Source organism: Streptomyces sp. ISL-98 (assembly GCF_018614055.1).
GTDB classification, from domain to species: domain Bacteria; phylum Actinomycetota; class Actinomycetes; order Streptomycetales; family Streptomycetaceae; genus Streptomyces; species Streptomyces spiramyceticus.
This window is the reverse complement of sequence record NZ_JAGGPB010000016.1, coordinates 165,900-178,707: the sequence shown is the minus strand read 5'-3', so window position 1 is coordinate 178,707 and position 12,808 is coordinate 165,900. Positions and strand designations below refer to the sequence as shown.

Below are 12,808 nucleotides of genomic sequence, written 5' to 3'. Positions count from 1 at the left end.
GGCCTGGCCGCCAGGGGGAGGCGTACGCGTCGTGGGGGGGGGCGCCGGCGGGCGGCGGGCCGCGGTCGCCCGCCGGGCGCTAGACTTCGGGGGGGCGGGGGCGGGGGGGGGGGGGGGGGTCGTGGGGGTGGGGTTGGGCGGGGGGGGGGGGGGGGGGGGCCGCCGGGGTGGCGGGGGCGGCCGGGGGGCGCGGAGCGGGGGCTTCGGGGGCTGTTGCGTGGGGGGCTGCGGCTTGGGGGGCCGTCGCTTGGGGGGCCGCAGCTTGGGGGGCTCTCTGCGACTGCTGTGGTTGCTGCCGCTCCTGCTGCGGCGACTGCGGTTGCTGCTGCCGCTGAGGGGCGGGCGCTGGGTGCGGGGCCGGTGCGGGGCGAGCGGCCTGTGCAGGGTGACGGGCTTCCGCTTGCGGGGCCGGTGTGGGGCGGGGGGCCTGTGCGGGGCGGGGGGCTTCCGCTTGCGGGGCCGGGGTGGCTGGCGCGGGGCGAGGGGCCTGCGCCTGTGGGGCCGGGGCGGCCCCCCAGACCCCTTCCGCCTGCCTCACCGGCGGCCGCGTAGCTTCGGGCACTTCGGGCACTTCGGCTACTTCGGGCCACCGGCGCACTTCGTTGGCGGACCCAGGGGTGGGCACAGGTGCGGGCTGCGGGCGTGAAGCCCCCGTACCGACAGGGCGTATCGCGCTCACGGGACGGCTCGGGCCGGGTATCCGGTCCTGGCCGGGGTCAGAGCCCGGGCCGGCATGCGGAGGGGCAGTGCCCGGCTTCTTGCGCGGCTTGAACCAGCCGCCGCCGTCCTCACCGGAAGCACCGCTGTCGGCCGAGTTGGTGGTCGGAGCGTCCATACCTGTGCCTCGCCTCGAACATCTTTCGGTCGGTCTCTGCACTTCCGGAACCGGAACGTGCTCGCAATCCCCGCTCTGCTTCAGATCTGTTGGCAGCCCACACTAATCACGCCGCTACCCCCATTCAGGGCGAGCCGGACAAAAGTGTGACATTGCCCGCACTTCCCGTCGTCGCAGCATGCCAGGGACCACTTTCACATCGGACAAAGAATGGGAACTCCGGGCATCCCAACCGGCTTTCCGGTTAGGCTGCTTTGCCCCATGCCCATACGCAGAGGCACGCAGGCGCGAACCGGAGTTGACCATACCGGCGGTAGCGCGGGGCACAACCCCCCTGTTCCGCCGCCTGCGCTGCCGAATGCCCGGCCGACTCTGCGGCTATTCGGGAATTACCGGAGGGGCTGCACCAGTTCGTACGCCTCACGCAGATCGCCACCTTCGTAGGCAAGCGTGGCAAAGCCCGACACATGGTGATCTGCATTGACTGCTACGGAAAGCGGCACCGCCGCAAAGATCTCCGCGTCCGACATCGAATCCCCGTAAGCGACGCAGTCACTCCGAAGTAGCCCGAACTCTTCACAGAGCCGGTCTGCGATCTTCACCTTCGCGGCGGCATTCAGGATTCCTGCACGGTCCACCGGCTCCACGAACGGCACAGCCGGCCATCGGGAGCCGTGCGCGGCGTGAGCACCCCACGCCAGGAGCCGCTCCACAAAGAAATCCGACGAAAGGGAGATGACGGCGCAATAGTCGCCGCGCGACCGGATGTCCGCCCATACCTCCTGGATTCCCGACAGCCAGGGCGCACCCTCGAAAGCCGCTGCCACCTGCACCTCGGTGAGCAGCGCCCACAGTTCCCTGGCCCGTACGGCGAACTCGTCGGGTGCCAGGCCCCGCATCAGGAAATCGCGCTCCAGCTCGGCGATTTCGGCGCTCAGCCCCAGCTGCCGCGAGATCTCCACTGCAGCCGCCGAGCCGCGCATCAGCGTTCCGTCAAGGTCGAAAAGATGAAGTCTCGCCATGTACGCCGAGGCTAGTACGAGCGGTTACTCCCCCTGTAAGACGCGGGACCACCCCGCCGCCAGGCACCGTGTTTCACGTGAAACAACTCCCACGCCCCGCACGCCGCGCCCTCCTGGTCACCCATGTCGCCGCCTCTGTCGGCTGGCTGGGCCTCACAGTTGGGCTGCTCACGCTCGGGCTCACCGCCTACACGACCGACTCCGCCGCTACTACACAGGCTGCGTACAGCGCCATGAAGGTCTTCGGCGACTGGCTGGTCGCCCCCGTGGCGCTGCTGTCGCTCGGCACCGGGCTCGTGCTGTCGCTCGGCACGCCCTGGGGTCTGGCCAGGCACCGCTGGGTCTGGGTCAAGTTCTGGCTGACCCTGATCACCATGGCTGCGACGATCTTCGCGCTGCGCCCGGAAATCAGTGCGGCCGCCGCCCTGGGTATCCCCGACAGCAGCCTGGTCGCCGCACCGACCGTCGCCTCGACCGCCTACTTCTTCATGACGGCGATTTCGGTGCTCAAGCCCTGGGGGCTCACCCGGCGCGGTCGGCGTCTACGAGCCGCCACGGCCTCCGCACGTAAACAGGTGGACGCGCGATCAGTGCGTCAGCCAGCCTGACCCCATGCCGATTGCGCTCGCCGATGTTCCTGTCCGTCGTCTGACTCGGGGCGACCTCACCGCCTGCGCCGACCTCGCGGAGAACCGCGGCTGGCAGCGCCAGGAGCACAGATGGAGTCTCCTGCTGACAGCCGGCACCGGTTACGGCATCGACGCACCCGGGGGCAAGGGCCTGGCCGCCACAATCGTCCTCACCTCGTACGGCCCGGGGCCCGCTGCGCACGGCCCGGGACTCGCTGCCATCGGGCTGGTCCTCGTCGCCGAACAGCACGCACGGCAGGGCGTCGGCCGCCGCATGATGCAGCACGTCATGGCGGAAGCCGGGGACACCCCGCTCACCCTGCACGCCACGCCCGACGGCCGCCCGCTCTACGAGGAGCTCGGATTCGCCGTGACGGGCAGGGTCGAGATGGTCCGCGGCCGCTTCCGCCCGTCCGGTCCGCCGGCCGAAGTGCCGACCCGCCCGGCCACCGCCGAGGACCTGGCCGCGATCCTCCGCCTGGACGCCGAGGTCTTCGGCCAGGACCGCACCCACATGATCACGCGGCTGCCCGCCTTTGCCGACCAGATCCGGGTAGCCGAGGACGAGAGCGGCCTCACCGGTTACGCAGCGGCCTGGCCCAACATGAACACCCATGTCGTGGGCCCGCTCATCGCCCGGAACACGGACACCGCCAAGGCTCTGATCGCCTCCCTGGCGGCGGGCACGGACCGCCCGCTGCACACCGACATCGACGTACGACATGAGGACCTGCTGGCCTGGGTGAAGGCCTGCGGCCTGGAGTCGGTCGCATTCAACGCGGTGATGACCTACGGCATCCCTGCCCTGCCGGGCGACTGGACCCGCCGCTTCGCACCTCTGACGGTCGCGGCGGGCTGACGGGGAAGCGTCGACAGCGTTCACAGTCCCGGTTACCTGTCGAGGGCCTCGACTGCCTCGGTCGCGAAGCCGTGGTCCTGCTCGGGCGCTCCGCCGCCCACACCGATCGCACCGATCAGACGGCCGCCACGGCGGACAGGAACTCCACCCGCGATAAACAGGAGCGGCCGGTCGAGAGCGGTCGGCAGAGTGTGGAACGGCCCGCCCGGCTGGACAGCTTCGACCAGGTCGGCCGTCGGGGCGTTGAGCTGGAGAGCGGTGTAGGCCTTCCGGGTGCTGGTCTCGCCGGCGATCAGTACGGCCAGGTCGTCACGCCGGAAGGCCAGCAGATGACCGCCGGCGTCAAGAACGGTAACGGCGACCGTGGCCCCGGCCGCTTCGGCGGCGCGGCGGGCCGCATAGACGAGGGCCTCGGCGTCCTGGATGGTCAGCGGGGCGACAGCGGTGGTGGTGCTCATGGGGAACTCCTCGGTGGTAAAGGGACGTTGACGGTTGTTGCTCAGGGTTTGAATCGCTGATTCGGCGACGGGATTCAGCGGGCCGCGGTGGCGGCGACCGGCTCGGGAACGGATCCCGCAACGACCCGGCCACGGGTGGCCGTGCGGCGCTCCAGCGCGCTGGAGAGGACGGCGAGCGCCAGGGCGGAGGCGGCGAGCACGGCACCGACCCAGTTCGGAGCGGTGTAGCCGAGGCCCGCCGCGATCACGAGGCCGCCGAGCCAGGCGGCGAGCGCGTTGCCGAGGTTGAAGGCGCCGATGTTGACGGCAGAAGCCAGGGTGGGAGCCCCCGCAGCCTGGTCGAGGACCCGCTTCTGGAGCGGCGGAACAGTGGCGAAGCCCAGCCCGCCGATGAGCACGATGGTGATGGCCGCCGTGATCTGGTTGTGGGCTGTGACCGTGAAGAGGGCGAGGACGACAACGAGGGCGCCCAGCGACACGTACAGCAGAGGCATGAGCGCGCGGTCCGCGAACCGGCCGCCGATCAGGTTGCCGCCGACCATGCCGAGACCGAAGAGAACCAGCAGCCAGGTGATGGACCCGGCGGAGAAGCCGGCGACGCCGGTCATCATCGGCGTGAGGTAGGTGATCGCGGCGAAGACTCCGCCGAAGCCGAGGACAGTCATCGCCATGGCGAGGAGCACCTGCACATTGCGGAAGGCGGCGAGTTCGTGGCGCAGTCGTACGCCCTCGGGCTTGGGAGCCTCCGGTACGAGCCGGGCAACCCCCGCGAGGCCGAGAACGCCGAGTACGGCTACCGCGGCGAAGGTGATCCGCCAGCCGTAGCTCTGGCCGATGAGCGTGCCGAGCGGAACGCCGACGACATTGGCGACGGTCAGGCCGGTGAACATCATGGCAATGGCTCCGGCCTTCTTCTCGGGGGCGACCAGATCTGCCGCGACGACCGAGCCGATACCGAAGAACGCACCGTGCGCGAGGGAAGCGACCACACGGCCGGCGAGCATCACGCCGAAGCTGGGTGCGAAGGCGGAGAGCAGGTTGCCCGCGATGAACAGGCCCATCAGCAGCATCAGCATCCGCTTGCGAGAGACCCGGGTGCCGAGGACGGACATCAGCGGGGCACCCAGCACGACACCGAGGGCGTAACCGCTGACGAGGTAGCCGGCGGTGGGGATCGAGACGCCGAAGTCGGCCGCGACCTCCGGCAGCAGACCCATGATCACGAATTCGGTGGTGCCGATACCGAACGCCCCGATGGCGAGGGCGAGGAGCGCGAGTGGCATGGCCAGACCTTCCCAATAGATTGCGCATGCGCTTTACAAGCGTCCACATTAATTGCAGACGCGGGTTAATTGCAAGCGCGGGCTATCGCGACTGTCGTCTATCCTGGGGCCAAGCCGCTCCGGACAAGGAGAGATCCATGACAGCGACGGATCCAGCACTGACCGCCCTTTCCCAGGGCTGGTGTGCCCTCTCCCTGCTGCACGGCAGGATTGAGGCGCATATCGAGAGGGCCCTCCAGAGCCGGCACGGTCTGAGCGTGCGGGAGTACTCACTCCTGGACGTCCTCAGCCGCCAGCACAACGGACCCGGCGGCCACCTGCAGATGAAGCAGATCTCCGACGCTGTCGTGCTCAGCCAGAGCGCCACCACCCGGCTCGTCACGCGCCTGGAGGACCGCGGCCTACTGACCCGCTACCTCTGCGACACAGACCGGCGAGGCATCTACACCGACGTGACCGACGTCGGCCAGGCCCTGCTCGCCGAGGCCAGGCCCACCAATGACACCGCCCTGCGTGAGGCCCTCGACGAAGCGGCGAAGAACCCGGAACTGGCCCCCTTGGTCAGGGCAGTCGAAGATCTCCGGGTCCCCGCGTAATCTGCGCTCCATGAGCGATCTTGAGATACGCCCTGCGGCGCTCGGAGACATTCCCGCGATCGTGGCCATGCTCGCCGACGACCCGCTGGGCGCCCAGCGGGAGTCCCCGGACGACCTCGCCCCGTACACCGCCGCCCTCGAGCGGCTCACCAACGACCCGAACCAGCATGTGGTCGTCGCCGTACGCGAGGACCGGGTCGTCGGCACACTGCAGCTCACGATCATTCCGGGCCTGTCCCGGCGCGGCTCCACCCGCTCCATCATCGAAGGCGTACGCATCCACGCCGACGAACGTGGAAGCGGCCTCGGTACGCAGCTCATCGAGTTGGCGGTCGACGAATCCAGGCGCCGGCACTGCCAGTTGGTCCAGCTGACGTCGGACGCCACCCGTACCGACGCCCATCGCTTCTACGAGCGGCTCGGCTTCGAGGCCTCCCATGTCGGATTCAAGATGAGCCTTTGAACGCCCTTTCAGCAGTCCGGTTTCACGTGAAACATCACAAGCCGCGCCAGCCCTCGGGGTCGACGCCTCCCGGAACAGCCGCCCCCGACTCGTACGGCTCACGCGTGAAGACGAAGGACCCCAGGTCGAGATGGCTCACCGAGCCGTCGCCACGACGCACCACACGCAGCGTCTCCCCCGTGTAGTAACCGTCGAGACCGGTCCAGGTGCCGTCCGGCTGCGCGGCGAAGCGCGAGCGACGGCCGGGGCCGCGCAGCGGCCGCAGCTCCAGGCCCCGGTCCCCGGTCAGCGTCAGGGCGTACGCGTACGTGCCCCAGAACCAGGGGCCAGTCAGCTTCAGCAGCTCCTGGTCGACCTCGGGCAGCGGCCGCCACGGCTCCGGGAAGCGCGGCTCGGCCTCCGCCACGATGCGGATCAGGTCGGCGGCAACCGTCGCCGTGAGCGGGCCCGAGGTGGCATTGGCGAGCGCTACGGCAGCCACACCGTCCTCCGGGCTGATCCACAGGCACGCGACGAAGCCCGGCAACGAGCCTCCGTGGCCCACCAGAGTGCGGCCGTCGTTCTCGACGATCTGCATTCCCAGCCCGTACCCGCTGCCCAACCCCCCGGGCGGCGCGGCAGGCGTCCTCATCTCCCGTACGGACTGGGCACTCAGCACCTTCTCGTCGCCATCGGCCAGGAACGCGGCAAAGCGGCAGAGGTCGGCGGCCGTCGACCAGAGCTGGCCCGCCGGGGCCATCAACCCGAGGTCTTCGGATGGTTCGGGCAGCAGCACATCGGCCCAGGGGTGCACGGCCCAGCCCCCCGCGTGCGGCGCCATGGGCTGCGCACTCGTCCGGTCCATGCCCAGTGGATCAAGGATCTCGCACTGCAGCGCTTCAACCCAGCTCACCCCGCGTACAGCCTCGACCAGTCGGCCAAGCAGCGTGTATCCGGGGTTGGAGTAGTGATGAATGCGCCCGACAGGGTGCACCAGCGGTTGCTCACCGAGAACGTCGGCGAGGTCGGGGCGCAGATCACCCGGCGTCCGCTCCCACCAAGGCGCCGGCGCTTCCGCGGCCAGTCCCGCGCTGTGGCACAGGAGTTGAGCGACCGTCACCTCGCCCACCCCCGTGCCGGGGAGGTACTTCTCCAGCGGATCATCGAGGTCGAGCAGTCCCTCGTCACGCAGCCGCAGCACCAGCACAGCGGTGAAGGTCTTGGTGATCGAACCGATGCGGTACTGGGTATCTGCATCCGGCCCGTGCCCGTCGACACAGGTACGGGATCCCGTCCACACCATGCGCCCGTCGCGCTGCACCGCGGCGACGAACGAGGGCGCCCGGCCTTCGGCTTGAGCAGTGGCGATGCGGTGCAGCAGGGCGCGTTGCGTCGTGGGAAGAAGCTCTTCGAGCGGTGAGGTCATGGACAAGACCTACCGCCCCGGCCCATCCCCGTCGACTTCATTTCGGAGGATCAGATCTGCGCCATGTCCACAAAGCGTGAGTAGTGGCCCTGGAAGGCCACCGTGATCGTCGCTGTCGGACCGTTACGGTGCTTGGCGACCATCAAGTCCGCCTCGCCCGCGCGCGGCGACTCCTTCTCGTACGCATCCTCACGGTGCAGCAGGATGACCATGTCCGCGTCCTGCTCGATGGAGCCCGACTCACGCAGGTCGGAGACCATTGGCTTCTTGTCCGTACGCTGCTCGGGACCACGGTTCAGCTGCGACAGTGCGATCACCGGGAGCTCGAGTTCCTTGGCCAGCAGCTTGAGGTTTCGGGACATGTCCGAGACCTCCTGCTGACGGCTCTCCGCACGCTTGGAGCCACCGGACTGCATCAGCTGCAGATAGTCGATGATCACCAGCTTCAGATCGTTGCGCTGCTTCAGCCGACGGCACTTCGCCCGGATCTCCATCATCGAGAGGTTCGGCGAATCGTCGATGTAGAGCGGCGCCTGCGAGACATCCGGCATACGCCGCGCCAGCCGCGTCCAGTCCTCGTCCGTCAGCGTCCCGGAACGCATGTGGTGAAGCGCCACCCGGGCCTCCGCCGACAGCAGGCGCATCGCGATCTCATTGCGCCCCATTTCGAGGGAGAAGATCACGCTGGGCAGGTTGTTCTTGATCGAGCAGGCACGGGCGAAGTCCAGAGCCAGTGTCGACTTACCCATGGCAGGACGGGCTGCGATGACGATCATCTGGCCCGGGTGGAGACCGTTGGTCAGTGAGTCGAAGTCCGTGAAACCGGTCGGCACACCGGTCATCTCACCCGTGCGGGATCCGATCGCCTCGATCTCGTCGAGCGCGCCCTCCATGATGTCGCCGAGTGGGAGGTAGTCCTCGCTCGTGCGCTGCTCGGTGACGGCGTAGATCTCGGCCTGGGCGGAGTTGACGATGTCGTCCACGTCGCCGTCGGCCGCATATCCCATCTGCGTGATCTTCGTGCCCGCCTCGACGAGCCGCCGCAGTACGGCCCGCTCATGGACGATCTCGGCGTAGTACTCCGCATTGGCCGCCGTCGGCACCGTCTGGACCAGGGTGTGCAGATACGACGCCCCGCCGACCTTCGTGATTTCGCCGCGCCTGGTCAGCTCGGCGCCCACCGTGATGGGGTCGGCCGGCTCGCCCTTGGCGTAGAGATCGAGAATCGCTGTGTAGACGGTCTCGTGGGCAGGACGGTAGAAGTCGTTGCCCTTGAGGACCTCCACCACGTCTGCGATGGCGTCCTTCGACAGCAGCATGCCGCCGAGGACGGACTGCTCGGCGTCGAGATCCTGCGGGGGCACCCGCTCGAAACCGGAGGAACCGCCGTCCCAGCCGCCGCCGTCGCCTCCACGGTCGTGCTGCTCGTCGCGGCCTCTGCCCTCGCCGCTGCGCCGACGGGGAGGCAGACGGTCACCTGGACCGCTGTCGGCCCAGGGGTCGTCCAATGGCTCGGAAATGCTCACCGGGCCACCTCCTCCCGTCCGCTTCGCGGACCTCGCTGTGCCACTCTTTCTTACGGCACGGCTCTGACAAATAAGACGCCCGACTCCGGTTCCGGCGCATCGAGTTCGACAGGCTTCCAGGGCCGGAACGGAAGGCGGGCGCCGGACCACGGTAGGCCCGCGGGCACCGTCAGCCAATCTGGTTATCCACAGGCCATGTGGACGAAGGACCAGTTGCTGTGGAGAACTCTCCAGATCCTGTGCACGGACCGGGGGACAGCACTGTGGACAAACTCATAGCACCCACGCCCCCACCGCCCTGACCTGGTGTTTCTCCATCCACCGGCTGTGGGGGAGAAAAACTTTCGCACCCGCGCCAAGTTCAGAACAAACGGCACACAGCCGAACCGCCAAAGCGTCCACAGGTAAGGACCACTAAGGCATTGCATCTCTTACCTGTGGAAGATTAGATTGGGCTCATGACACAGGCCTCCACGACTCCGAAGAACGGCCGCCGCCAACACGACCGCGAGATCATCGCACTCGCCGTCCCCGCCTTCGGCGCCCTGGTCGCCGAGCCGCTCTTCGTGATGGCCGACAGCGCGATCATCGGCCATCTCGGGACACCCCAGCTCGCAGGTCTCGGCATCGCCGCGGCCCTTCTGATGACCGGCGTGAGTGTCTTCGTCTTTCTCGCCTACGCCACCACCGCCGCGGTCGCACGCCGCGTCGGAGCGGGCGATCTCCAGTCCGCCATCCGCCAGGGCATGGACGGCATCTGGCTCGCGCTCCTGCTCGGCGCCGCGGTCATCGCGGTCGTCCTGCCCGCTGCCCCCTGGCTCGTGGATCTCTTCGGCGCATCCGACACCGCGGCTCCCTACGCCATTACGTACCTGCGGATCTCCAGCCTCGGCATCCCCGCCATGCTGGTCGTACTCGCAGCCACCGGAGTCCTGCGGGGTCTCCAGGACACCAAGACGCCGCTGTACGTCGCCATCGGCGGCTTCACCGCCAACGCGGTTCTCAATGTGGGGCTGGTGTACGGCGCCGAGCTCGGCATCGCCGGGTCAGCGTGGGGCACAGTGATCGCCCAGTGCGGCATGGCGGCCGTCTATCTCAGGGTGGTCGTACGGGGAGCCCGCCGGCACGGCGCGTCACTGCGCCCCGACGCGGCAGGGATACGGGCCTGCGCCCAGGCCGGCGTCCCCCTGCTGGTCCGTACGCTCTCGCTGCGCGCCGTCCTGATGATCGCCACCGCTGTGGCGGCCCGACTCGGGGACGCGGATGTCGCGGCCCACCAGATCATCCTGTCCCTGTGGAGCCTGCTCGCCTTCGCCCTAGACGCGATCGCCATTGCCGGACAGGCCATCATCGGGCGCTATCTGGGTGCCAATGACGCCAAGGGCGCACAGGAAGCCTGTCGGCGGATGGTGCAGTGGGGAATCGTCTCCGGGGTGGTACTCGGCGTACTGGTCGCGGTATCGCGGCCGCTGTTCATACCGCTCTTCACAAGTGATCAGGTCGTGCGTGATGCGCTGCTGCCCGCACTGCTGGTGGTTGCCGTCTCCCAGCCCATCTCGGGAATCGTCTTCATCCTGGACGGCGTGCTCATGGGTGCGGGCGACGGCCCCTATCTGGCATGGGCCATGCTGGCGACACTCGCGGTCTTCACGCCGGTCGCACTCCTGGTGCCCGCGCTCGGTGGCGGACTGACGGCCCTGTGGTGGGCGATGATGCTGATGATGACCGTCCGGATGGTGACCCTCTGGCTGCGTGCCCGCTCGGGCCGCTGGGTCGTCACGGGCGCCACGCGCTGAGGCGATGTTTCACGTGAAACCGCAGGGCCGTGACGTGCAGAAGGGCCGCACCCCGAAGGGTGCGGCCCTTTGACTCGCTCTGCGAGACGCAGCCGCTTAGGCGGCGACGACCTCGACACCGAGCTTCGCGGCGACCTCGGCGTGCAGACGCACGGAGACCTGGTGCGAACCAAGGGTCTTGATCGGGGTGCCCAGCTCAACGCGGCGCTTGTCGACCTCGGGGCCACCGGCAGCCTTGATCGCCGAAGCGACGTCGGCGGGGGTGACGGAGCCGAAGAGACGGCCGGCGTCGCCGGAGCGAACGGCCAGACGCACCTTCACGCCCTCGAGCTTGGCCTTGATCTCGTTGGCCTGCTCGATGGTCGCGATCTCGTGGATCTTGCGGGCGCGGCGGATCTGCGCCACGTCCTTCTCGCCACCCTTGGTCCAGCGGATCGCGAAACCACGCGGGACCAGGTAGTTGCGAGCGTAGCCGTCCTTGACGTCAACGACGTCGCCGGCAGTGCCGAGGCCAGAGACCTCGTGGGTGAGGATGATCTTCATTTTTCGGTCACCCTTCCCTTATCGCGCGGTGGACGTGTAGGGCAGCAGCGCCATCTCACGGCTGTTCTTGACTGCCGTGGCGACGTCACGCTGGTGCTGCGTGCAGTTGCCGGTCACGCGGCGGGCACGGATCTTGCCACGGTCGGAAATGAACTTCCGCAGCATGTTCGTGTCCTTGTAGTCCACGTACGTGACCTTGTCCTTGCAGAACGCGCAGACCTTCTTCTTAGGCTTGCGCACAGGCGGCTTCGCCATGGTGTTTCTCCTGTGTGATCAAGAAGTGGGGTACGGGCCCGCCCTAGAAGGGGGGCTCGTCCGAGTAGCCGCCGCCGGCGGAACCGCCGGAGCTTCCGCCCCAGCTGCCGCCGCCCTGCTGCTGACCGCCGCCGGACGGTGCACTGCTGGCCCAGGGGTCGTCGGCGGGTGCGCCGCCGCCCTGCTGCTGGCCGCCACCGCTGGGGGCTCCGCCCCAGCTGCCGCCGCCCTGCTGGCCGCCACCGCCGCCGTACCCACCCTGACCGCCTCGACCGGTGGTCTTGGTGACCTTGGCCGTGGCGTTCTTGAGGCTGGGGCCGACTTCCTCGACGTCCAGCTCGTAGACCGTGCGCTTGACGCCCTCACGGTCCTCGTAGGACCGCTGCTTCAACCGGCCCTGCACGACGACGCGCATGCCTCGCTGAAGCGACTCCGCGACGTTCTCCGCCGCCTGACGCCAGACCGAGCAGGTGAGGAACAGGCCTTCGCCGTCCTTCCACTCATTGGTCTGCTTGTCGAAGATGCGGGGAGTGGACGCGACACGGAACTTCGCGACCGCCGCACCGGACGGGGTGAAGCGCAGCTCGGGGTCGTCGACGAGATTGCCGACGACCGTGATGACGGTCTCGCCTGCCATGGGTGAACCTCTCGGCGGGGATTGCTGCTGGCTGCTTGTTGCTACTCGGACCCGATTACCGCTGAGCTACGGAGCTCAGTGGGTTTCGGGGCGGAGGACCTTGGTCCGGAGGACCGACTCGTTCAGGTTCATCTGTCGGTCGAGCTCCTTGACGACCGCAGGCTCGGCCTGCAGGTCGATGACCGAGTAGATGCCCTCAGGCTTCTTCTTGATCTCGTAGGACAGACGACGACGGCCCCAGGTGTCGACCTTCTCGACCTTTCCGTTGCCCTCACGGACGACGGAGAGGAAGTTCTCGATCAGCGGGGAGACAGCGCGCTCCTCGAGATCGGGGTCGAGGATGACCATCACTTCGTAGTGACGCATGTGGAACCCACCTCCTTTGGACTCAGCGGCCACGGTCGTTCCGTGGCAGGAGGGTCGTGATGCGTACGCAACGGTATCGGCCGCCACTGACAAGCCGCCTCTTCGAGAGAGGAGCTCATTTCCTGGCATGGGCAG

General features: G+C 68.3%; 14 protein-coding genes. 5 read left to right on the top strand and 9 right to left on the bottom strand.

Going from position 1 to position 12,808, the window contains the following annotated elements; all coding sequences use genetic code 11:
• Positions 1-1,224: 1,224 nt before the first annotated feature.
• Positions 1,225-1,857 (bottom strand): HAD family phosphatase, encoded by a 633-nt coding sequence (locus tag J7I98_RS12560; protein WP_214920728.1) that lies wholly within the window; start codon positions 1,855-1,857, stop codon positions 1,225-1,227.
• A 77-nt stretch (positions 1,858-1,934) separates the two neighbouring features.
• Between J7I98_RS12560 and J7I98_RS12555 the strand changes: the two genes are divergently transcribed.
• Both J7I98_RS12555 and J7I98_RS12550 read left to right on the top strand, forming a co-directional pair.
• Positions 1,935-2,465, top strand: coding sequence for a DUF2269 domain-containing protein (locus tag J7I98_RS12555; protein ID WP_214920727.1), 531 nt, complete (start codon positions 1,935-1,937; stop codon positions 2,463-2,465).
• Positions 2,466-2,469: 4 nt separating this feature from the next.
• A complete protein-coding gene (locus J7I98_RS12550; protein ID WP_214920726.1) occupies positions 2,470-3,345 on the top strand; it encodes a GNAT family N-acetyltransferase in 876 nt (291 codons plus the stop codon).
• A 32-nt stretch (positions 3,346-3,377) separates the two neighbouring features.
• Here J7I98_RS12550 and J7I98_RS12545 read toward each other — a convergent pair whose 3' ends face one another.
• Both J7I98_RS12545 and J7I98_RS12540 read right to left on the bottom strand, forming a co-directional pair.
• The gene (locus J7I98_RS12545; protein WP_214920725.1) at positions 3,378-3,803 is read right to left on the bottom strand and encodes a heme-binding protein; all 426 of its coding nucleotides are present in this window, start codon (positions 3,801-3,803) and stop codon (positions 3,378-3,380) included.
• 74 nt (positions 3,804-3,877) lie between these two features.
• Positions 3,878-5,086: an MFS transporter gene (locus tag J7I98_RS12540; RefSeq protein WP_214920724.1), complete on the bottom strand. Its 1,209-nt coding sequence runs from the start codon at positions 5,084-5,086 to the stop codon at positions 3,878-3,880.
• A gap of 137 nt (positions 5,087-5,223) precedes the next feature.
• Here J7I98_RS12540 and J7I98_RS12535 point away from each other — a divergent pair, with 137 nt between their 5' ends.
• Entirely contained in the window at positions 5,224-5,682 is a 459-nt protein-coding gene (locus J7I98_RS12535; RefSeq protein WP_214920723.1) for a MarR family winged helix-turn-helix transcriptional regulator, read from the top strand.
• Between the two features lie 10 nt (positions 5,683-5,692).
• Complete coding sequence (locus J7I98_RS12530; protein WP_214920722.1) at positions 5,693-6,145, top strand: GNAT family N-acetyltransferase; 453 nt, start codon at positions 5,693-5,695, stop codon at positions 6,143-6,145.
• 34 nt (positions 6,146-6,179) lie between these two features.
• Here J7I98_RS12530 and J7I98_RS12525 read toward each other — a convergent pair whose 3' ends face one another.
• Positions 6,180-7,550, bottom strand: a complete 1,371-nt coding sequence (locus J7I98_RS12525; RefSeq protein WP_214920721.1) for a serine hydrolase — start codon at positions 7,548-7,550, stop codon at positions 6,180-6,182.
• Between the two features lie 50 nt (positions 7,551-7,600).
• Entirely contained in the window at positions 7,601-9,076 is a 1,476-nt protein-coding gene (gene dnaB / locus J7I98_RS12520; RefSeq protein ID WP_214920720.1) for a replicative DNA helicase, read from the bottom strand.
• Between the two features lie 458 nt (positions 9,077-9,534).
• On the opposite strand from dnaB, the gene J7I98_RS12515 reads away from it, so the two are divergent.
• Complete coding sequence (locus J7I98_RS12515) at positions 9,535-10,872, top strand: MATE family efflux transporter (protein WP_214920719.1); 1,338 nt, start codon at positions 9,535-9,537, stop codon at positions 10,870-10,872.
• Between the two features lie 96 nt (positions 10,873-10,968).
• On the opposite strand, the gene rplI is transcribed toward J7I98_RS12515, so the two are convergent.
• From rplI to rpsF, 4 genes are all read right to left on the bottom strand, one after another.
• On the bottom strand, positions 10,969-11,415 hold the full coding sequence (gene rplI / locus J7I98_RS12510) for a 50S ribosomal protein L9 (protein ID WP_214920718.1): 447 nt from the start codon (positions 11,413-11,415) through the stop codon (positions 10,969-10,971).
• Between the two features lie 18 nt (positions 11,416-11,433).
• Positions 11,434-11,670: a 30S ribosomal protein S18 gene (gene rpsR, locus J7I98_RS12505; protein ID WP_003949403.1), complete on the bottom strand. Its 237-nt coding sequence runs from the start codon at positions 11,668-11,670 to the stop codon at positions 11,434-11,436.
• A 43-nt stretch (positions 11,671-11,713) separates the two neighbouring features.
• Complete coding sequence (locus J7I98_RS12500; protein ID WP_214920717.1) at positions 11,714-12,307, bottom strand: single-stranded DNA-binding protein; 594 nt, start codon at positions 12,305-12,307, stop codon at positions 11,714-11,716.
• A 75-nt stretch (positions 12,308-12,382) separates the two neighbouring features.
• Entirely contained in the window at positions 12,383-12,673 is a 291-nt protein-coding gene (gene rpsF / locus J7I98_RS12495; protein ID WP_006604399.1) for a 30S ribosomal protein S6, read from the bottom strand.
• Positions 12,674-12,808: the final 135 nt, after the last annotated feature.

What these genes read in the sequence shown, in the direction of transcription:
- J7I98_RS12525 (WP_214920721.1), bottom strand. Translation starts at nt 7,550, where the DNA reads ATGACCTCACCGCTCGAAGAGCTTCTTCCCACGACGCAACGCGCCCTG.
- J7I98_RS12535 (WP_214920723.1), top strand. Translation starts at nt 5,224, where the DNA reads ATGACAGCGACGGATCCAGCACTGACCGCCCTTTCCCAGGGCTGGTGT.
- rpsF (WP_006604399.1), bottom strand. Translation starts at nt 12,673, where the DNA reads ATGCGTCACTACGAAGTGATGGTCATCCTCGACCCCGATCTCGAGGAG.
- rpsR (WP_003949403.1), bottom strand. Translation starts at nt 11,670, where the DNA reads ATGGCGAAGCCGCCTGTGCGCAAGCCTAAGAAGAAGGTCTGCGCGTTC.
- J7I98_RS12550 (WP_214920726.1), top strand. Translation starts at nt 2,470, where the DNA reads ATGCCGATTGCGCTCGCCGATGTTCCTGTCCGTCGTCTGACTCGGGGC.
- J7I98_RS12540 (WP_214920724.1), bottom strand. Translation starts at nt 5,086, where the DNA reads ATGCCACTCGCGCTCCTCGCCCTCGCCATCGGGGCGTTCGGTATCGGC.
- J7I98_RS12560 (WP_214920728.1), bottom strand. Translation starts at nt 1,857, where the DNA reads ATGGCGAGACTTCATCTTTTCGACCTTGACGGAACGCTGATGCGCGGC.
- J7I98_RS12530 (WP_214920722.1), top strand. Translation starts at nt 5,693, where the DNA reads ATGAGCGATCTTGAGATACGCCCTGCGGCGCTCGGAGACATTCCCGCG.
- J7I98_RS12500 (WP_214920717.1), bottom strand. Translation starts at nt 12,307, where the DNA reads ATGGCAGGCGAGACCGTCATCACGGTCGTCGGCAATCTCGTCGACGAC.
- J7I98_RS12515 (WP_214920719.1), top strand. Translation starts at nt 9,535, where the DNA reads ATGACACAGGCCTCCACGACTCCGAAGAACGGCCGCCGCCAACACGAC.
- rplI (WP_214920718.1), bottom strand. Translation starts at nt 11,415, where the DNA reads ATGAAGATCATCCTCACCCACGAGGTCTCTGGCCTCGGCACTGCCGGC.
- J7I98_RS12545 (WP_214920725.1), bottom strand. Translation starts at nt 3,803, where the DNA reads ATGAGCACCACCACCGCTGTCGCCCCGCTGACCATCCAGGACGCCGAG.